Consider the following 18,042-nt stretch of genomic DNA (forward strand, 5'->3'; position numbering starts at 1 on the left):
AGGTGGAGGCATATTTAAAGTAAGAAAAAGCCGCCCACCTTGCAGTGAGCGGCTTTTCTTTAGCCCAATGTAAGCTTGCTAAAGCTTACTCCGGACGCATATGCGGGAACAAGATCACATCCCGAATAGACGGCGCATCCGTCAGCAACATCACCAAACGGTCGATGCCGATGCCGCAACCGCCGGTCGGCGGCAGGCCATATTCCATCGCGCGGATGTAGTCGGCGTCGTAGTGCATCGCCTCATCATCGCCCGCATCCTTCTGGGCGACCTGCGCCTGGAAGCGCGCGGCCTGGTCTTCCGGATCGTTCAACTCCGAGTAGCCGTTGGCGTGCTCGCGGCCGACGATGAACAGCTCGAAACGCTCGGTCAGGCCCGGCTGGGTGTCGGAGCCGCGCGCCAGCGGGGACACTTCCACCGGGTAGTCGATGATGAAGGTCGGGTTCCACAGCAGCGACTCGGCGCATTCCTCGAACAGCGCCAGCTGCAGGCTGCCCAGGCCCGGGGCCGGGGGCAGCTTGCCGCCCAGGCGCTTGATCTCGCTTGCCACCCAGGCGGAGTCGGACAGCTGCGCGTCGGTGTATTGCGGGTTGTAGTGCTTGATCGCTTCCACGATGGTGAAGCGGTCGAACGGCTTGCCCAGGTCCACTTCCTTGCCTTGGTAGGTCACGGTGGTGGCGCCGCAGGAAACCAGCGCGCACTCGCGGATGATGGTTTCGGTCATCTCCATCATGCGCTGGTAGTCGCTGTACGCTTCGTAGAACTCGATCATGGTGAACTCGGGGTTGTGGCGCGTGCTCATCCCCTCGTTGCGGAAGTTGCGGTTGATCTCGAACACGCGTTCCAGGCCGCCCACCACCAGGCGCTTCAGGTACAGCTCCGGGGCGATGCGCAGGTAGAGCGGCATGTCCAGGGCGTTGTGATGGGTGACAAACGGCTTGGCCGACGCGCCGCCCGGAATCGGGTGCATCATCGGGGTTTCCACTTCCAGGTAGCCTTCGCCCACCATCACGTCGCGCACTTTCTGCACGATCTTGGAGCGCTTGATGAAGGTTTCGCGGCTTTCCTCGCTCATGATGAGGTCGGCGTAGCGCTGGCGGTACTTGGTTTCCTGGTCGGCGATGCCGTGGAATTTTTCCGGCAGCGGACGGATGTTCTTGGACAGCATGCGCACTTCGGTGGCCTGCACCGTCAGTTCGCCGGTCTTGGTCTTGAACAGCACGCCCTTGACGGCGATGATGTCGCCCAGGTCCCAGCGCTTGAAGTCGGCGTAGACGTCTTCGCCCACGTTGTCGCGGGAGATGAAGGCCTGGATGCGGCCGCTGCTGTCCTGCAGGGTGGCGAAGCTGGCTTTGCCCATCACACGTTTAAGCATCATGCGGCCGGCGACGGCGACTTCGATTTTCTCGGCTTCCAGCGCTTCCGCTTCTTTGGCGGCGTGGTCGTCCTGCAGCGGTTTGGCGAAGTGGCTGCGTTTGAAGTCGTTGGGGTAGGCGATGCCTTTTTCGCGGATCGCTTTCAGTTTCAGGCGGCGTTCCGCCATGATCTGGTTTTCGTCTTGGCTTTGCGCCTGTGCTTGTTCGTGATCAGACATGATGACTCCGTGCCGGGTAGGGTTCCTTCGGCAATTAACAAAAGTACAACGCGAAGGCCGGCCCCGCGGAGGGGCCGGCCCGATATGGCTTAGACGCCGTGCTTGAGGCTGGCTTCGATGAAGCCGTCCAGGTCGCCGTCCATGACGCCCTTGATGTTGCCCACTTCGTAGCTGGTGCGCAAATCCTTGATGCGGGACTGGTCGAACACGTAGGAGCGGATCTGGTGGCCCCAGCCCACGTCGGTCTTGGTGTCTTCCAGCGCCTGCTTGGCTTCGTTGCGCTTCTTCAGCTCCAGCTCGTACAGCTTGGCGCGCAGCATCTGCCAGGCCTCGTCGCGGTTGCGGTGCTGGGAACGGTCGTTCTGGCACTGCACCACGATATTGGTCGGGATGTGGGTCAGACGCACGGCCGAGTCGGTCTTGTTGATGTGCTGGCCGCCGGCGCCGGAGGCGCGGTAGGTGTCGGTGCGCACGTCCGCCGGGTTGATGTCGATCTCGAAGCTGTCGTCCACCTCGGGGTAGACGAAGACCGACGAGAACGAGGTGTGGCGGCGGGCGTTGGAGTCGAACGGCGACACGCGAACCAGGCGGTGCACGCCCACTTCGGTGCGCAAGAGGCCGTAGGCGTATTCGCCCTCGATCTTCAGCGTGGCGCTGGTGACGCCGGCCACTTCGCCTTCGGACAGTTCCAGCACGTCCACCTTGAAGCCCTTGCGTTCGGCGTAGCGGGTGTACATGCGCAGCAGCATGCCGGCCCAGTCCTGGGCTTCGGTGCCGCCGGCGCCGGCCTGGATGTCGATGAAGCAGTTGGTGGGGTCCATCGGGTCGTGGAACATGCGGCGGAATTCCATCTTCGCCACTTTCTCTTCCACTTCTTCCAGATCGGCCTGCACCGCGAGGATGGTGTCGTCGTCTTCCTCGCTCTTGCCCATGTCGAACAGTTCGCGGCTGTCGCCGATGGTGGCGTTGATGCTGTCCAGCACCAGCACCACGTCTTCCAGCTGTTTGCGCTCGCGGCCCAGATCCTGCGCCTTTTTGGGGTCGTTCCAGATATCCGGGTCTTCGGTCAGGCGGCTGACTTCTTCCAGACGGTCTTTTTTACCGTCGTAGTCAAAGATACCCCCGAATATCGGCGGCGCGGGCGGCCAGGTCTTCGATTTTGGCCGCGATTTGGTTCAAAACTTCAACTTCGATCATGCTTTCGCTCCAAATGGCAGTCTGTATTAGTAAATTCAAATGTATTTTCGCGGTTTGACCAAAGACAAAAAGCGCACCGTTTGGTGCGCTTCTCTTCGGTCAGGCCGGAAAATCAGCCAAACAGGTGAGCGATGGCTGCGCGCTCTTCTTCCAGCTCGGCCAGGGTCAGGTCCATCCGCTCGCGGCTGAACGCGTCGATCTCCAGGCCTTCTACACGTTTGTATTCGCCATTTTCGCATACAACCGGTACGCCGTACATCACGCCTTCCGGGATGCCGTAGGAGCCGTCGGACGGAATGCCCATGGTCACCCACTTGCCGTTGCTGCCCAGCACCCAGTCGTGGATGTGGTCGATGGCGGCGTTGGCGGCGGAGGCGGCGGAGGACAGGCCGCGCGCTTCGATGATGGCGGCGCCGCGCTTGCCCACGGTGGGCAGGAACACGTCGCGGTTCCACACGTCGTCGTTGATCAGGGTTTTGACCGATTGGCCGTCGATGGTGGCGAAGCGGTAGTCGGCGTACATGGTCGGCGAGTGGTTGCCCCACACGGCCAGCTTCTCGATCGAGGCCACCGGCTTGCCGGTCTTGGCGGCGATTTGCGACAGCGCGCGATTGTGGTCAAGACGCAACATGGCGGTGAAGTTTTTCGGATCCAGATCCGGAGCGGACTTCATCGCGATCCAGGCGTTGGTGTTGGCCGGGTTGCCCACCACCAGCACCTTGACGTCGCGGGCGGCGTGGTCGTTCAGCGCCTTGCCCTGGACGGTGAAGATGGCGCCGTTGGCTTCCAGCAGGTCCTTGCGCTCCATGCCCTTGCTGCGCGGGCGGGCGCCGACCAGCAGGGCGACTTTCACATCCTTGAAGGCCACGTTCGGGTCGTCGGTGGCTACCATGCCGGCCAACAGCGGGAAGGCGCAGTCTTCCAGCTCCATCATCACGCCCTTCAGCGCGGTTTGAGCCTGCGGCAGGTCCAGCAGGTGAAGAATGACCGGTTGATCCTTGCCCAGCATTTCACCACTGGCAATGCGGAACAGCAGGCTGTAGCCGATCTGGCCGGCAGCGCCGGTAACGGCAACGCGAACGGGGGCTTTCATTGGCGGACTCTCCTTTGATGTATCCGATAATGAGCTGCAGATGGTGCTCTGCAGTATAGATGTGGCCTGGAGTGTATCACGGCTGTTTATCGATTTGGGTTATCTGTCAAGAATATGTCGTTAAACAATCGTTTGAGTCTTGTGTCTTATATAAGACTTATCTTTACGCTGGAATTGTTTGGTGTTAAAACACAGACCATGACAGCCAATACGCTGAAAAGACAGCCGCTTTATGCGCAGGTCAAACAGCTGCTGATGCAGCGCATGAGCGGCGGCGAATGGCAGGCGCACGACGCGCTGCCCAGCGAATGGGAGCTGGCCGACGAGCTTGGCGCGAGCCAGGGCACGGTAAGGAAGGCGCTGTCGGAGCTGGTGGACGCGGGCTTGCTGTACCGCCAGCAGGGCAGGGGCACTTATGCGGCGCCGGTGCCCGGCGATTGGGGCGAGGCCTCGTTGCTGACGCCGGGCCTGTTTTTCGAGCGGCCGGACGAACTGGTCAGGGAATTTCTCGGCATGTCCCGGCTGAACGCCAGCGAGGACATCGCCGAGGCTTTGCAATTGCGGCGCCTTGCGCCTTTATTGAGAATTCGCCAGCTGTGGCGCTGGCATGGCGCGCCGGTGGCGCTGGACGACGCGCTGCTGCCGGCGGAGACGTTCGACGGCATGGACGCGCGCTGGCTGCGCAATTCGGCCGGCGTGTACGCCACGCTGCAGCAGCGCTTCGGCGTGCGGGTGAGAGTGGTGTGCGAGCAGTTCCGCGCCGAGATGCTGCCGCGCGAGGAGGCGGGGCTGCTGGGCGTGACCGGCATGGTGGCCGACGTGCCGGCCCTGTGCCTGCTGCGGCTGTCTGCGGACATGGACGGCCGCCCGCTGGAGTGGCGGCAGCGCTACTGCTTGACGCACCAGCTGGCTTATACAGTGAAACACGGCTGAACGCCGCTGTCCTTGACGCAGATTAAGCGGAGAGCGGCCAGCGGGATAGACCAACTTTTGTTAGAATCCCCGGCGCATATTGCAAATGAATTACGCAATATGCCAGGTAAAGGCGGATACCGCTCCCAGGAAAAAGGACGGGTCCGCCAGGCGCTTCGCTCGCGGTGGGCGGGCGTCATGTAAACCACTTGGTCACAAAACATCCAAGGAAAGCCTTATGCAGAAGCAAAGACCGAAGCATCTGGACTTGGCCAGGATCAGACTGCCCGTTCCGGGTTTCGTCTCCATCCTGCACCGGGTCAGTGGTGTGGCGTTGTTCTTTTCCCTCCCGCTGTTGATCTATCTGCTGCACGGTTCGCTCAGCTCCGCCGAATCGTTCGACACCTACAAGGCGGTAGTGTCCCACCCGCTGATGAAGCTGGTCTTGCTGGGCCTGATCTGGGCCTACCTGCATCACTTCTGCGCAGGCATCCGTTTCCTGTTTCTCGACATTCACAAAGGTCTCGAACTCGAGACCGCCCGCGCCACCGCCAAGACCGTGCTGGTCGTCAGCCTGGTGCTGACCGTGGTCCTGGGAGGTATCGCTCTATGGTAAACCGTCACGTCGTCGGCGCCGGCTATGGCCTGCGCGATTGGATCATGCAGCGCGTCACCGCCGTGGTGATGGTGCTCTACACCGTGGCTCTGGCGTTGTTCCTGCTGGCGCTGCCGTCCGGCTACGAAGGCTGGAAGTCTCTGTTCAGCCATGCTTGGGTCCAGCTGTTCACCCAGGTGACCTTGTTGGCGCTGTTCCTGCACGTATGGGTGGGCATCCGCGACGTGTGGATGGACTACGTGAAGCCGGTGGGCATCCGCCTGGCGCTGCACGTGTTCACCATCGTCTGGCTGGTTTCCTGTTTCATCTATTCCGTTAAAGTGGTCTGGGGGCTGTAATGGGCGTAGCTGTTCGTCATTTTGATGCGGTAGTCGTGGGCGCCGGCGGCGCCGGCATGCGAGCCGCGCTGCAACTGTCGGAAGCTGGTCTGAAGACCGCCGTGCTGTCCAAGGTGTTCCCGACCCGTTCCCATACCGTGGCCGCCCAAGGCGGCGTGTCCGCTTCGCTCGGCAACTCCGAGCCGGACAACTGGCACTGGCACATGTACGACACCGTCAAGGGTTCGGACTGGCTGGGCGATCAGGACGCCATCGAATTCATGTGCCGCGAAGCGCCGAAAGTGGTGGTCGAGCTTGAGCACTACGGCATGCCGTTCGACCGCAATCCGGACGGCACCATCTATCAGCGTCCGTTCGGCGGCCACATGTCCGACTTCGGCGAAGGCAAGCCGGTCCGCCGCGCCTGCGCCGCGGCCGACCGCACCGGCCACGCGATGCTGCACGCGCTGTACCAGCGCAATGTGCGCGCCAACACCCACTTCTTCGTCGAGTGGATGGCGCTTGACCTGATCCGCGACGCCGAAGGCCGCGTGCAGGGCGTTGTCGCCATGGAAATGGAAACTTCGGAAATCGTGGTGTTCCAGGCCAAGGCCACTCTGTTCGCCACCGGCGGCGCCGGCCGCATCTTCGCCTCGTCCACCAACGCCTTCATCAATACCGGCGACGGCTTGGGCATGGCCGCCCGCGCCGGCATCCCGCTGGAAGACATGGAGTTCTGGCAGTTCCACCCGACCGGCGTGGCCGGCGCTGGCGTGCTGATCACCGAAGGCGTGCGCGGCGAAGGCGGCATTCTGCGCAACAGCTCCGGCGAGCGCTTCATGGAGCGCTACGCGCCGAACGCCAAGGACCTGGCCTCCCGCGACGTGGTGTCGCGCGCGATGGTGTCCGAGATCAACGAAGGCCGCGGCTGCGGTCCGAACAAGGACCACGTGCTGCTGGACATCACCCACCTCGACCCCGAGGTGATCATGTCCAAGCTGCCGGGCATCCGCGAGATCTCGATCAAGTTCGCCGGCGTGGACCCGATCAAGGCCCCGATCCCGGTGGTGCCGACCTGCCACTATCAGATGGGCGGCATCCCTACCAATTACCACGGCGAAGTGGTGATCGACGGCCAGCCGGTGCACGGCTTCTACGCCGCCGGCGAAGTGGCGTGCGCGTCGGTGCACGGCGCCAACCGCCTGGGCACCAACTCGCTGCTGGACCTGCTGGTCTTCGGCAAGAGCTCGGCCAACTCGATCATCGAGTTCGTCAAGCAGCAGCCGGAAGACCTGCCGCAGCTGGCGATGGCCGATGTGGAGCGCTCGGTCGCCCGCGTCGCCCGTCTCGACAACCAGACCAATGGCGTGCAGGTGCATGATGCCCGCGCCGAGATGCAGCGCGTGATGCAGGCGCACTGCGGCGTGTTCCGCTTCAAGGACATGCTGGCCGAGGGCGTGGAGAAGATCCTGGAAGTGGCCGGCATGGTGGCCAAGACCGAGATCGGCGACAAGTCCAAGGTGTTCAACACCGCCCGCATCGAAGCGCTGGAGCTGGAAAACCTGATCGAAGTGGCCAAGGCCACCATGGTTTCGGCCAACGCCCGCACCGAAAGCCGCGGCGCCCACGTGCGCGACGACGCGCCGGACACGCCGGAAACCCCGAACGGCCGCGACGACACCAACTGGCTGAAGCACACCCTGTGGTTCCGCGACGGCAACCGTCTGCAGTACAAGCCGGTGAACATGAAGCCGCTGACCGTGGACACGATCAAGTTGAAGGCCCGCTCCTACTAAGGGTTGAACAGAAATGACTACCGAAAACGTCAAATTCCGCATCTACCGCTACGACCCGGACAAGGATGCCAAGCCGTACATGCAGGACATCAGCGTGGACATGGACGCCACCGAGCACAAGCTCTTGGACGCGCTGGTCAAGCTGAAGACCAAGGACGACACGTTGTCCTTCCGCCGCTCCTGTCGCGAAGGCGTATGCGGCTCGGACGCGATGAACATCAACGGCAAGAACGGTCTGGCCTGCCTGACCGATTTCCGCACGCTGAAGCAGCCGATCGAGCTGCGTCCGCTGCCGGGCCTGCCGGTGGTGCGCGACCTGATCGTGGACATGGCGCAGTTCTTCAAGCAGTACCACTCGATCAAGCCGTACGTGATCAACGACACGCCGCCGCCGGAGCGCGAGCGTCGCCAGTCGCCGGAAGACCGCAAGGAGCTGGACGGCCTGTACGAGTGCATCCTGTGCGCGTGCTGCTCCACGTCCTGCCCGTCGTTCTGGTGGAACCCGGACAAGTTCGTCGGCCCGGCCGGCCTGTTGGCCGCCTACCGCTTCATCGCGGATACCCGCGACGAAGCCACCAACGAGCGTCTGGACAACCTGGAAGACCCGTACCGCCTGTTCCGCTGCCACAGCATCATGAACTGCGTCGACGTGTGTCCGAAGGGCCTGAACCCGACCCGCGCGATCGGCAAGATCAAGGACCTGATGGTCAAGCGTGCGGTATGACGGCTTACGATCCGATCGAACTGAAACGGATCCGCTGGCGGTCGCGGCGGGGTCTGCTGGAACTGGACCTGGTGCTGGAGAAGTTCTTCGCCGGCCCGTTCGACCAGCTGGCGCCCGCCCAGATCGACGCGTACCGGCAGCTGCTGGATCTGCCGGATACTGATTTTCTGGATGTCGTCAACGGCAAGGCCGATCTCGACGATCCGGAATTGATGGACATCGTGGCGATCCTGCGATCGCTGTGATGGCCTGGCCCCAAACCATTACAACAACGAAATAATGACTGGGAGTATTGCTGTGGAAACTAATCGCAAAGTCACGCTCAGCTACAACGAGGGTAAGGAAACCCTGGACCTGCCGGTCCTGGGGGGCTCGCTGGGTCCGGATGTCGTCGACATCCGCGCCTTTGGCAAAACCGGCATGTTCACCTTCGACCCGGGTTTCCTGGCCACGGCCAGCTGCGAATCCAAGATCACCTTCATCGATGGCGATCTGGGCCACCTGTACTACCGCGGCTACCCGATCGAGCAACTGGCCGAGAAGAGCGACTATCTGGAAGTGTGCTACCTGCTGCTGAACGGCGAACTGCCGACCGCGGCCCAGCGCAAGGATTTCGAACGCGGCGTCATGCGCCACAACATGCTGCATGACCAGCTGATGAGCCTGTTCAAGGGCTTCCGCCGCGACGCGCACCCGATGGCCGTGATGGTCGGCGTGGTGGGCGCGCTGTCCGCCTTCTACCACGACTCGCTGGACATCTCCAATCCGGAGCATCGCCGCATCTCCGCGCACCGCCTTGTGGCCAAGCTGCCGACCATCGCCGCGCAAGCCTACCGCTACAACAAGGGCCTGCCGTTCTCCTACCCGAAGAACGGCCTGACCTACGCGGAAAACTTCCTGCACATGATGTTCTCCACCCCGTGCGAAGAGTACAAGGTGAACCCGGTTCTGGCGCGCGCGCTGGACCGCATCTTCACCCTGCACGCCGACCACGAGCAGAACGCCTCCACCTCCACCGTGCGTCTGGCCGGCTCTTCCGGCGCCAACCCGTTCGCGTGCATCGCCGCCGGCATCGCCTGCCTGTGGGGCCCGTCCCACGGCGGCGCCAACGAAGCCGTGCTGAAGATGCTGGACGAGATCGGCTCGGTGGACAACGTCGCCGACTTCATGCAGGGCGTGAAGGACAAGCGCTACAAGCTGATGGGCTTCGGCCACCGCGTGTACAAGAACATGGACCCGCGCGCCGCCATCATGAAGCAGACCTGCGACGAAGTGCTGAACGAGCTGGGCCTGCACAACGATCCGAAGTTCAAGCTGTCGATGGAGTTGGAAAAGATCGCGCTGTCCGACCCGTACTTCATCGAGCGCAAGCTGTACCCGAACGTGGACTTCTACTCCGGCATCGTGCTGTCCGCGATCGGCATCCCGGTTTCCATGTTCACCCCGATCTTCGCGCTGGCCCGCACCGTGGGCTGGATCGCGCACTGGAACGAGATGATCGGCGATCCGGGCATGAAGATCGGCCGTCCGCGCCAGCTGTACACCGGCGCCGCGCGCCGCGACGTCGTGGAAGTCGCCAAGCGCTGATGTGAAAGACAGGGTTGGTTGAAGCGGGGGCTTCAGCCAGCCCTTTTTTACAGAGCGCTGGGGCAAGGACGCCTTGCCCAAGCGCTTTGAATAATGCAGCAACGTCGTTAAGACAAGACAAAGGGTAGCCAGACCATGATGCAATCCATGTACAGCCATTCCTATCTGTTCGGTGGGAATGCCCCGTTCATCGAGGAGCTGTACGAACAGTACCTCGTTGACGCCAACTCGGTTCCGAACGAGTGGCGCGACTACTTCGACAAGCTGGCGCAGGCGCCGGGCGCCGCCGAGCGCGATGTGCCGCACCTGCCGATCCAGGAGTCGTTCATCCAGTTGGCGAAAAAGCCGGTGATCGGCCAGCGCGGCGCCGCCGCCACCGATTGGGAGGCGATGCAGAAACAGGTGGGCGTGCTGAAGCTGATTTCCGCCTACCGCGTGCTGGGCGCGCGCCAGGCCAATCTGGACCCGCTGCGCCGCATGGATCAAGCCATCGTGCGCGAGCTGGACCCGGCTACCCATGGTCTGAACGACGCCGACATGGCGGTGCAGTTCAACGTCGGCTCGCTGGCCGGCCCGCAGAAGCTGCCGCTGTCCGACATCATCGCCCGTTTGAAGCAGACCTACTGCGGCAATATCGGCGTCGAATTCATGCACATCACCCAGTCCGACGAGAAGCACTGGGTGCAGAAACGCTTCGAGGAGGCGCTGTCCACCCCGCGCTACGACGCGGCCAAGAAGCAGCGCATCCTGAAGCAGATCACCGCCGCCGAAACGCTGGAACGCTACTTGCACACCAAGTACGTCGGCCAGAAGCGCTTCTCGCTGGAAGGCGGCGAGTCCGCGATCGCGGCGCTGGACCACCTGATCCAGAACGCCACCGAGCAGGGCGTGCAGGAATTGATCATCGGCATGGCCCACCGCGGCCGCCTGAACGTGCTGGTCAACACCCTGGGCAAGCAGCCGCGCGACCTGTTCGCCGAATTCGAAGGCAAGGCCGCCCAGCAGATGGCTTCCGGCGACGTGAAGTACCACATGGGCTTCTCGTCCGACATCCCGACCGCCAGCGGCCCGATGCACGTGTCGCTCGCGTTCAACCCGTCGCACCTGGAAATCGTCAACCCGGTGGTGGAAGGTTCGGTGCGCGCGCGCCAGGAACGCCGCAAGGACACCGAGCGCAAGACCGCGGTTCCGGTGCTGATCCACGGCGACTCCGCCTTCGGCGGCCTGGGCGTCAACCAGGGCACCTTCAACCTGTCGCAGACCCGCGGCTACGGCACCGGCGGCACCATCCACATCGTCATCAACAACCAGGTGGGCTTCACCACTTCGGACACCCGCGATATCCGATCGACGATGTACTGCACCGACGTGGCCAAGATGATCGAAGCGCCGATCCTGCACGTGAACGGCGATGATCCGGAAGCCGTCTGCTTCGTGATGCAGGCCGCGCTCGACTACCGCATGACCTTCAAGAAGGATGTGGTGATCGACCTGGTGTGCTACCGCAAGCTCGGCCACAACGAGGGCGACGATCCCTTCCTGACCCAGCCGATGATGTACAAGAAGATCGCCAAGCACCAGGGCGTGCGCGCGATGTACGCCGAGCGTCTGGTGCAGGAGGGCGTGCTGAAGGCCGAAGAAGCCGACGCGCAGATCCAGGCCTACCGCGACGCGCTGGACAAGGGCGAGCACGTCGAGCAGACCGCGCTGACCAACTACCGCCGCGAGCACGCGCTGGACTTCAGCCAGTACCTGGGCACCCACTGGGCGCACCCGACCGACACCTCGCTGCCGCAGGCCGACATTCAGCGCCTGACCGACAAGTTCACCACGCTGCCGGAAGGCTTCAAGCTGCACCCGACCGTGCAGAAAGTGCTGGCCGCGCGCAAGGCGATGGCCGCCGGCGAGCAGAACGTCGACTGGGGCATGGCCGAGACGCTGGCCTACGCGTCGCTGGTGACCAACGGTTTCGGCGTGCGCCTGTCGGGCGAAGACTCCGGCCGCGGCACCTTCTCCCATCGCCACTCGGTGCTGCACGACCAGAACCGCGAGAGCTGGGACCAGGGCAGCTATGTGCCGCTGCGCAATATGTCCGACAACCAGGCCGATTTCCTGGTGATCGACTCCATCCTGAACGAGGAAGCGGTGCTGGCCTACGAATACGGCTACGCCTGTTCCGCTCCGGACCAGCTGGTGATCTGGGAAGCCCAGTTCGGCGACTTCGCCAACGGCGCCCAGGTGGCTATCGACCAGTTCATCTCTTCCGGCGAGACCAAGTGGGGCCGTCTGTGCGGCCTGACCACCATCCTGCCGCACGGCTACGACGGCCAGGGCCCGGAGCACTCCTCCGCCCGCCTGGAGCGCTGGCTGCAGCTGTGCGCCGAGCACAATATGCAGGTGGTGATGCCGTCCGAGGCCGGCCAGATGTTCCACATGCTGCGCCGCCAGGTGCTGCGCCCGTACCGCAAGCCGCTGGTGATCTTCCTGTCCAAGCGCCTGCTGCGCTTCAAGGATTCGATGAGCCCGGTCGAAGACCTGACCACCGGCAGCTTCCGCCCGGTGATCGGCGACGTGGTGGTCAAGGACGCCAAGAAGGTCAAGCGCGTGCTGCTGTGCGCCGGCCAGGTGTATTACGACCTCGCCGCCGCCCGCAAGGAGCGCGGCCTGGACGACGACATCGCCATCGTGCGCATCGAGCAGCTGTACCCGTTCCCGACCGAGCAGGTGGCCGCCGAGCTGGCGCGCTTCACCCAGGCCAAGGAAGTGATGTGGGTGCAGGAAGAGCCGCGCAACCAGGGCGCCTGGTACCAGATCCGCCACCGCCTGGAAGGCCTGCTGACCGCCAAGCAGCAGCTGTCGTTCGCCGGCCGTCCGTCGTCGGCTTCGCCGGCGGTCGGTTATATGAGCAAGCACGTCGCCCAACTGAAGGCCTTCGTCGAAGAAGCGATGTCGGTCGCCCGCTGAGCCAACGAGAAAGAAGGGGCGGCATCGCGGCCGCCCCGCCATGGAGAAGAACATGCTGATTGAAGTCAAAGTCCCGCAACTGCCCGAATCCGTATCCGAAGCCACGCTGATGAGCTGGCACAAGAAGGTTGGCGAGTTCGTCAAACGCGACGAAAACCTGATCGACCTGGAAACCGACAAGGTTGTGCTGGAACTGCCGGCGCCGCAAGCCGGCGTGGTGGTGGAAATCATCGAGCAGGATGGCGCCACCGTGACCTCCGGCCAGCTGATCGCCAAGATCGATACCGCCGCCAAGGCAGGCGACGCGGCTCCGGCCGCAGCCGCCGCCCCGGCGCCCGCAGCCGCCGCTCCGGTTCAGGCCGCTCCGGCCGCCGCCGCCGCCGCGATGCCGTCCGCAGCCAAGCTGGCCGCGGAAACCGGCGTGGACCTGTCCAAGGTGGCCGGCTCCGGCCGCGACGGCCGCGTGCTGAAGGAAGACGTGCAGTCCGCCGCCAAGTCGGCCGCTCCGTCCCAGGCCGGTCCGGTGCTGGCTCCGAGTTCCGCCGGCGCGGCGCTGTCCGCCACTCCGGCCGCCGTCAACGTGGCCGGCATCCTGTCCGGCCGCGCCGAGCAGCGCGTGCCGATGTCCCGTCTGCGCCAGCGCGTGGCCGAGCGTCTGATCCTGTCGCAGCAGACCAACGCCATCCTCACCACCTTCAATGAAGTGAACATGAAGCCGGTGATGGACCTGCGAGCCAAGTACAAGGACAAGTTCGAGAAAGAGCACGGCATCAAGCTGGGCTTCATGGGCTTCTTCGTCAAGGCCGTGGTCGCCGCGCTGAAAAAGTACCCGATCGTCAACGCTTCGGTGGACGGCAACGACATCGTCTACCACGGCTACTTCGACATCGGCGTGGCAGTGGGCAGCCCGCGCGGCCTGGTGGTGCCGGTGATCCGCAACGCCGACCAGCTGTCGCTGGCCGACATCGAGAAGCAGATCGCCGAATTCGGCAAGCGCGCCCAGGAAGGCAAGCTGACCGTGGAAGAACTGACCGGCGGCACTTACACCATCTCCAACGGCGGCACCTTCGGCTCGATGATGTCCACCCCGATCATCAACCCGCCGCAATCGGCGATCCTGGGCATGCACGCCACCAAGGAGCGCGCCGTGGTTGAGAACGGTCAAGTGGTGGTGCGTCCGATGATGTATCTTGCCCAATCCTACGACCACCGCATCATCGACGGTCGCGAAGCGGTGCTGAGCCTGGTGGCGATCAAGGACGCCATCGAGGATCCGGCGCGTCTGCTGCTCGACCTGTAATGAAGCACCGGGCCGGCGCAAGCCGGCCTGTTTGAATCTGCATGAACGGAGCCAGAATGAATCTGCCGGATTGGGTTTACGCGTTCGCCTCGGTATTGGCCGGGGTGGCCTTGTTGTTCCTTACCTGGAAAAAACGCCAGCAGGGAATGCGCGAAGACCGCTACGTGTTGTTCGGCAAGATCGTCATCGCGCTGTTCATGATCGCTTTCGGGGCCTTGCTGTTCAAAGTGGGCAAGGCCTGATCCCAAGGGAAAATCCATGAGCCAACAGTTTGATGTTGTAGTGATCGGCGGCGGTCCCGGCGGCTACGTGGCCGCCATCCGCGCGGCCCAGCTGGGCTTCAGCGCGGCTTGCGTCGACGCGTTCAAGAATCCGGAAGGCAAACCCAGCTTGGGCGGCACCTGCCTGAACGTCGGCTGCATCCCGTCCAAGGCGTTGCTGCAATCGTCGGAAAACTTCCACGCGGTGCAACACGACTTCGCCAAGCACGGCATCAGCGTGTCCGGCGCCAAGATGGACGTCGGCCAGATGCTGGGCCGCAAGACCGACATCATCAACAAGAACGCCGCCGGCATCGGCTTCCTGTTCAAGAAGAACAAGGTCGCCAACATCCATGGCCTGGCCGCCTTCAAGGGCCGCCAGGGCGACAAGTGGCTGATCGAAGTCACTGACGGCGGCAAGGTGGTGGACACCCTGGAAGCCGGCCACGTGATCGTGGCCACCGGCTCCAGCCCGCGCGCGCTGCCGGGCCTGGCCACCGACAACCAGCTGGTGCTGGACAACGAGGGCGCGCTGGCGCTGACCGCGGTGCCGAAGCGCCTGGGCGTGATCGGCGCCGGCGTGATCGGCCTGGAAATGGGCTCGGTGTGGAAGCGCCTGGGTTCGGAAGTGACCGTTCTGGAGGCGATGCCGACCTTCCTGGCCGCCGCCGACCAGCAGATCGCCAAGGAAGCGTTCAAGATGCTGACCCGCGACACTGGCCTGGACATCAAGCTGGGCGTCAAGATCGGCGAAGTGAAGGCCGGCAAGAAGAGCGTCACCGTCAATTACGAATTGAACGGCGAAGCGGTGAAGGCCGAGTTCGACAAGCTGATCGTCTCCATCGGCCGCGTGCCCAACACCCAGGGTCTGGGCGCCGAGACTGTCGGCCTGCAGCTGGACGAGCGCGGCTTTGTCGCCGTGGACGACCATTGCCATACCAATCTGCCCAATGTCTGGGCGATCGGCGACGTGGTGCGCGGCCCGATGCTGGCGCACAAGGCGTCGGAAGAGGGCGTGGCCGTGGCCGAGCGCATCGCCGGCCAGAAGCCGCACGTCGATTTCGGCGTGATCCCGTGGGTGATCTACACTTCTCCGGAGATCGCCTGGGTCGGCAAGACCGAAGAGCAGCTGAAGGCCGAGGGCGTCGAGTACAAGAAGGGCACGTCGGGCTTCGGCGCCAACGGCCGCGCGCTGGGCCTGGGCCAGGCGCAGGGCACGGTGAAGATCCTGGCCGACGCCAAGACCGACCGCATCCTGGGCCTGCACATGATCGGCCCGATGGTGTCCGAACTGGTCAGCGAAGGCGTGGTGTCGATGGAGTTCAAGGCCGCCAGCGAAGACCTGGCGCGCATTGTCCACGCCCACCCGTCGCTGTCGGAAGTGATCCACGAAGCCGCCCTCGCCGCCGACAAGCGCGCGTTGCACGGTTGAGTGAACACGGGTCGTGTACAATGCGCACGACCCGACCGGTACAGGGCCGGAAAACGCGCGCCGGGGGGCGCGCGCCGGCTCCGCCAACAAGGTTTGGCAAGCGATCAAGGAATAGAGGCAGAGGCGCATGCCCGCCATCATTTCCCCGAAAGGAAACCATAGATGAACCTGCATGAATACCAAGCGAAAGAGCTGCTGAGCCGTTACGGCCTGCCGGTGCAACAAGGCATTCTGGCCAAGTCGCCGGAAGAAGCGGCTGCCGCTTACGACAAGCTGGGCGGTAAATTCGCCGTCGTGAAGGCCCAGGTGCACGCCGGCGGCCGCGGCAAGGCCGGTGGCGTGAAAGTGGTGAAGAGCCGCGAAGAAGCCGCCGAAGTCGCCAAGACCCTGATCGGCACCAATCTGGTGACCTATCAGACCGACGCCGCCGGCCAACCGGTGAATTCGGTTCTGGTCTGCGAAGACATGTACCCGGTGCAGCGCGAACTGTACCTGGGCGCGGTGGTGGACCGCGGCAGCCAGCGCGTCGTATTCATGGTTTCCACCGAAGGCGGCGTGGAAATCGAGAAGGTGGCTGAAGAGACCCCGGAAAAGATCATCAAGATCGAAGTGGACCCGCTGGTCGGCATGCAGCCGTTCCAGGCGCGCGACGCCGCTTTCGCGCTGGGCCTGTCCGGCGCGCAGATCGCCGCTTTCTCCAAGCTGATGCTGGGCTCCTACCAGGCCTTCGTCGAGAACGACTTCGCCCTGTTCGAAGTGAACCCGCTGGCGCTGCGCGAAAACGGCGAGCTGGCCTGCGTGGACGGCAAGATCAACCTGGACTCCAACGCCCTGTACCGCCACCCGGAACTGCTGGCCCAGCGCGACAAGAGCCAGGAGAACGAGCGCGAAGTGAAGGCTTCCGAGTTCGACCTGAACTACGTGGCCCTGGAAGGCAATATCGGCTGCATGGTGAACGGCGCCGGCCTGGCGATGGCCACCATGGACATCATCAAGCTGAAGGGCGGCCAGCCGGCCAACTTCCTGGACGTGGGCGGCGGCGCCACCAAAGAGCGCGTGATCGAAGCGTTCAAGCTGATCCTGGCCGACACCTCGGTGCAAGGCGTGCTGATCAACATCTTCGGCGGCATCGTCCGCTGCGACATGATCGCCGAAGCCATCATCGCCGCCGTGAAGGAAGTGAACGTGACCGTGCCGGTCGTGGTCCGTCTGGAAGGCAACAACGCCGAGCTGGGCGCCAAGATCCTGGACGAATCCGGCCTGAAACTGACTTCCGCCCAGGGTCTGAACGACGCTGCCGAGAAGATCGTCGCCGCCGTCAAGGCCGTGGCCTGAGACCCGCACTGAGCTGAGGAATACAAAATGAGCGTATTGGTAAACAAAGACACCAAAGTGCTGGTGCAAGGCTTCACCGGCAAGAACGGCACCTTCCACGCCGAGCAGGCGCTGAAGGTAGGCACCAAGGTCGTGGGCGGCGTGACCCCGGGCAAGGGCGGTTCCGAGCATCTGGGCCTGCCGGTGTTCAACACCATGAAGGACGCCGTGCGTCAGACCCAGGCCGACGCCTCGGTGATCTACGTGCCCGCAGCCTTCGCCAAGGATTCCATCCTGGAAGCCATCGACAGCGGCGTGAAGCTGATCGTCTGCATCACCGAAGGCGTGCCCACCCTGGACATGCTGTACGTGAAGAAGGCCGTCGACGAAGCCGGCATCCGCCTGATCGGCCCGAACTGCCCCGGCATCATCACCCCGGGCGAGTGCAAGATCGGCATCATGCCGTGGCACATCCACAACCCGGGCCGCATCGGCATCGTGTCCCGCTCCGGCACCCTGACCTACGAAGCCGTGGCGCAAACCACCGCGTTGGGCCTGGGCCAGTCCACCTGCATCGGCATCGGCGGCGACCCGATCCCGGGCACCAGCCACATCGATGCCTTGCGCCTGTTCCAGGATGATCCTGACACCGACGCCATCGTGATGATCGGCGAAATCGGCGGTTCCGCCGAGGAAGAGGCGGCCGAGTTCGCCAAGTCCTACGTGACCAAGCCGGTAGTCGGCTACATCGCCGGCGTCACCGCGCCGAAGGGCAAGCGCATGGGCCATGCCGGCGCCATCATCTCCGGCGGCAAGGGCACGGCGGAAGAGAAGTTCAAGGCTTTCGAGAAGGCCGGCATCGCCTACACCCGCAGCCCGGCCGAAATCGGCAAGACCATGTTCGACCTGCTGAAAAGCAAAGGCATGATCTAAGCC

16 protein-coding genes are annotated in these 18,042 nt (G+C 63.6%); 13 read left to right on the forward strand and 3 right to left on the reverse strand.

What is annotated here, in order from left to right:
• Positions 1-85 precede the first annotated feature (85 nt).
• From lysS to VA599_RS15400, 3 genes are all read right to left on the reverse strand, one after another.
• The gene (gene lysS, locus VA599_RS15390; protein WP_021478558.1) at positions 86-1,594 is read right to left on the reverse strand and encodes a lysine--tRNA ligase; all 1,509 of its coding nucleotides are present in this window, start codon (positions 1,592-1,594) and stop codon (positions 86-88) included.
• An 89-nt stretch (positions 1,595-1,683) separates the two neighbouring features.
• Positions 1,684-2,791 (reverse strand): peptide chain release factor 2 gene (prfB, locus tag VA599_RS15395; protein ID WP_104946273.1). Its coding sequence is split into 2 segments (ribosomal slippage): positions 1,684-2,706 and positions 2,708-2,791, totalling 1,107 coding nucleotides; the frame shifts between segments, so codons are not numbered across the junction.
• 112 nt (positions 2,792-2,903) lie between these two features.
• Entirely contained in the window at positions 2,904-3,884 is a 981-nt protein-coding gene (locus VA599_RS15400; protein WP_021478556.1) for a malate dehydrogenase, read from the reverse strand.
• 198 nt (positions 3,885-4,082) lie between these two features.
• Between VA599_RS15400 and VA599_RS15405 the strand changes: the two genes are divergently transcribed.
• The 13 genes from VA599_RS15405 (at position 4,083) to sucD (ending at position 18,039) form a co-directional block, all read left to right on the forward strand.
• The gene (locus VA599_RS15405; protein WP_346789378.1) at positions 4,083-4,817 is read left to right on the forward strand and encodes a GntR family transcriptional regulator; all 735 of its coding nucleotides are present in this window, start codon (positions 4,083-4,085) and stop codon (positions 4,815-4,817) included.
• 217 nt (positions 4,818-5,034) lie between these two features.
• The gene (gene sdhC, locus VA599_RS15410; RefSeq protein ID WP_021478554.1) at positions 5,035-5,412 is read left to right on the forward strand and encodes a succinate dehydrogenase, cytochrome b556 subunit; all 378 of its coding nucleotides are present in this window, start codon (positions 5,035-5,037) and stop codon (positions 5,410-5,412) included.
• Complete coding sequence (gene sdhD / locus VA599_RS15415) at positions 5,406-5,750, forward strand: succinate dehydrogenase, hydrophobic membrane anchor protein (protein ID WP_021478553.1); 345 nt, start codon at positions 5,406-5,408, stop codon at positions 5,748-5,750. The genes sdhC and sdhD overlap by 7 nt, the downstream gene beginning before the upstream one ends.
• Positions 5,750-7,525, forward strand: a complete 1,776-nt coding sequence (sdhA, locus tag VA599_RS15420; RefSeq protein ID WP_231179508.1) for a succinate dehydrogenase flavoprotein subunit — start codon at positions 5,750-5,752, stop codon at positions 7,523-7,525. Before sdhD ends, sdhA begins: the two co-directional genes overlap by 1 nt.
• A 13-nt stretch (positions 7,526-7,538) precedes the next feature.
• Positions 7,539-8,249: a succinate dehydrogenase iron-sulfur subunit gene (locus tag VA599_RS15425; protein WP_021478551.1), complete on the forward strand. Its 711-nt coding sequence runs from the start codon at positions 7,539-7,541 to the stop codon at positions 8,247-8,249.
• Positions 8,246-8,494, forward strand: coding sequence for an FAD assembly factor SdhE (locus VA599_RS15430; RefSeq protein ID WP_021478550.1), 249 nt, complete (start codon positions 8,246-8,248; stop codon positions 8,492-8,494). The genes VA599_RS15425 and VA599_RS15430 overlap by 4 nt, the downstream gene beginning before the upstream one ends.
• Positions 8,495-8,528: 34 nt before the next feature.
• Entirely contained in the window at positions 8,529-9,836 is a 1,308-nt protein-coding gene (gene gltA, locus VA599_RS15435) for a citrate synthase (RefSeq protein WP_031296837.1), read from the forward strand.
• A 135-nt stretch (positions 9,837-9,971) separates the two neighbouring features.
• Positions 9,972-12,800 (forward strand): 2-oxoglutarate dehydrogenase E1 component, encoded by a 2,829-nt coding sequence (locus VA599_RS15440; RefSeq protein ID WP_104946277.1) that lies wholly within the window; start codon positions 9,972-9,974, stop codon positions 12,798-12,800.
• 52 nt (positions 12,801-12,852) lie between these two features.
• On the forward strand, positions 12,853-14,100 hold the full coding sequence (gene odhB, locus VA599_RS15445; RefSeq protein WP_346789383.1) for a 2-oxoglutarate dehydrogenase complex dihydrolipoyllysine-residue succinyltransferase: 1,248 nt from the start codon (positions 12,853-12,855) through the stop codon (positions 14,098-14,100).
• A gap of 56 nt (positions 14,101-14,156) precedes the next feature.
• A complete protein-coding gene (locus VA599_RS15450; protein ID WP_021478971.1) occupies positions 14,157-14,342 on the forward strand; it encodes a hypothetical protein in 186 nt (61 codons plus the stop codon).
• A 16-nt stretch (positions 14,343-14,358) separates the two neighbouring features.
• Entirely contained in the window at positions 14,359-15,792 is a 1,434-nt protein-coding gene (lpdA, locus tag VA599_RS15455) for a dihydrolipoyl dehydrogenase (RefSeq protein WP_346789385.1), read from the forward strand.
• Between the two features lie 162 nt (positions 15,793-15,954).
• Entirely contained in the window at positions 15,955-17,127 is a 1,173-nt protein-coding gene (gene sucC / locus VA599_RS15460; protein WP_021478969.1) for an ADP-forming succinate--CoA ligase subunit beta, read from the forward strand.
• Positions 17,128-17,154: 27 nt separating this feature from the next.
• A complete protein-coding gene (gene sucD / locus VA599_RS15465) occupies positions 17,155-18,039 on the forward strand; it encodes a succinate--CoA ligase subunit alpha (protein ID WP_021478968.1) in 885 nt (294 codons plus the stop codon).
• Positions 18,040-18,042: the final 3 nt, after the last annotated feature.

The organism is Chromobacterium indicum (genome assembly GCF_039708975.1).
GTDB classification, from domain to species: Bacteria; Pseudomonadota; Gammaproteobacteria; order Burkholderiales; family Chromobacteriaceae; genus Chromobacterium; species Chromobacterium piscinae.

Excerpts from the sequence above, each read along its gene's own strand:
- VA599_RS15405 (WP_346789378.1), top strand. The coding sequence starts at position 4,083 with ATGACAGCCAATACGCTGAAAAGACAGCCGCTTTATGCGCAGGTCAAA.
- gltA (WP_031296837.1), top strand. The coding sequence starts at position 8,529 with ATGACTGGGAGTATTGCTGTGGAAACTAATCGCAAAGTCACGCTCAGC.
- sdhD (WP_021478553.1), top strand. The coding sequence starts at position 5,406 with ATGGTAAACCGTCACGTCGTCGGCGCCGGCTATGGCCTGCGCGATTGG.
- VA599_RS15400 (WP_021478556.1), bottom strand. The coding sequence starts at position 3,884 with ATGAAAGCCCCCGTTCGCGTTGCCGTTACCGGCGCTGCCGGCCAGATC.
- lpdA (WP_346789385.1), top strand. The coding sequence starts at position 14,359 with ATGAGCCAACAGTTTGATGTTGTAGTGATCGGCGGCGGTCCCGGCGGC.
- sdhC (WP_021478554.1), top strand. The coding sequence starts at position 5,035 with ATGCAGAAGCAAAGACCGAAGCATCTGGACTTGGCCAGGATCAGACTG.
- VA599_RS15440 (WP_104946277.1), top strand. The coding sequence starts at position 9,972 with ATGATGCAATCCATGTACAGCCATTCCTATCTGTTCGGTGGGAATGCC.
- sucD (WP_021478968.1), top strand. The coding sequence starts at position 17,155 with ATGAGCGTATTGGTAAACAAAGACACCAAAGTGCTGGTGCAAGGCTTC.
- VA599_RS15450 (WP_021478971.1), top strand. The coding sequence starts at position 14,157 with ATGAATCTGCCGGATTGGGTTTACGCGTTCGCCTCGGTATTGGCCGGG.
- odhB (WP_346789383.1), top strand. The coding sequence starts at position 12,853 with ATGCTGATTGAAGTCAAAGTCCCGCAACTGCCCGAATCCGTATCCGAA.
- VA599_RS15425 (WP_021478551.1), top strand. The coding sequence starts at position 7,539 with ATGACTACCGAAAACGTCAAATTCCGCATCTACCGCTACGACCCGGAC.
- sucC (WP_021478969.1), top strand. The coding sequence starts at position 15,955 with ATGAACCTGCATGAATACCAAGCGAAAGAGCTGCTGAGCCGTTACGGC.
- sdhA (WP_231179508.1), top strand. The coding sequence starts at position 5,750 with ATGGGCGTAGCTGTTCGTCATTTTGATGCGGTAGTCGTGGGCGCCGGC.
- lysS (WP_021478558.1), bottom strand. The coding sequence starts at position 1,594 with ATGTCTGATCACGAACAAGCACAGGCGCAAAGCCAAGACGAAAACCAG.
- VA599_RS15430 (WP_021478550.1), top strand. The coding sequence starts at position 8,246 with ATGACGGCTTACGATCCGATCGAACTGAAACGGATCCGCTGGCGGTCG.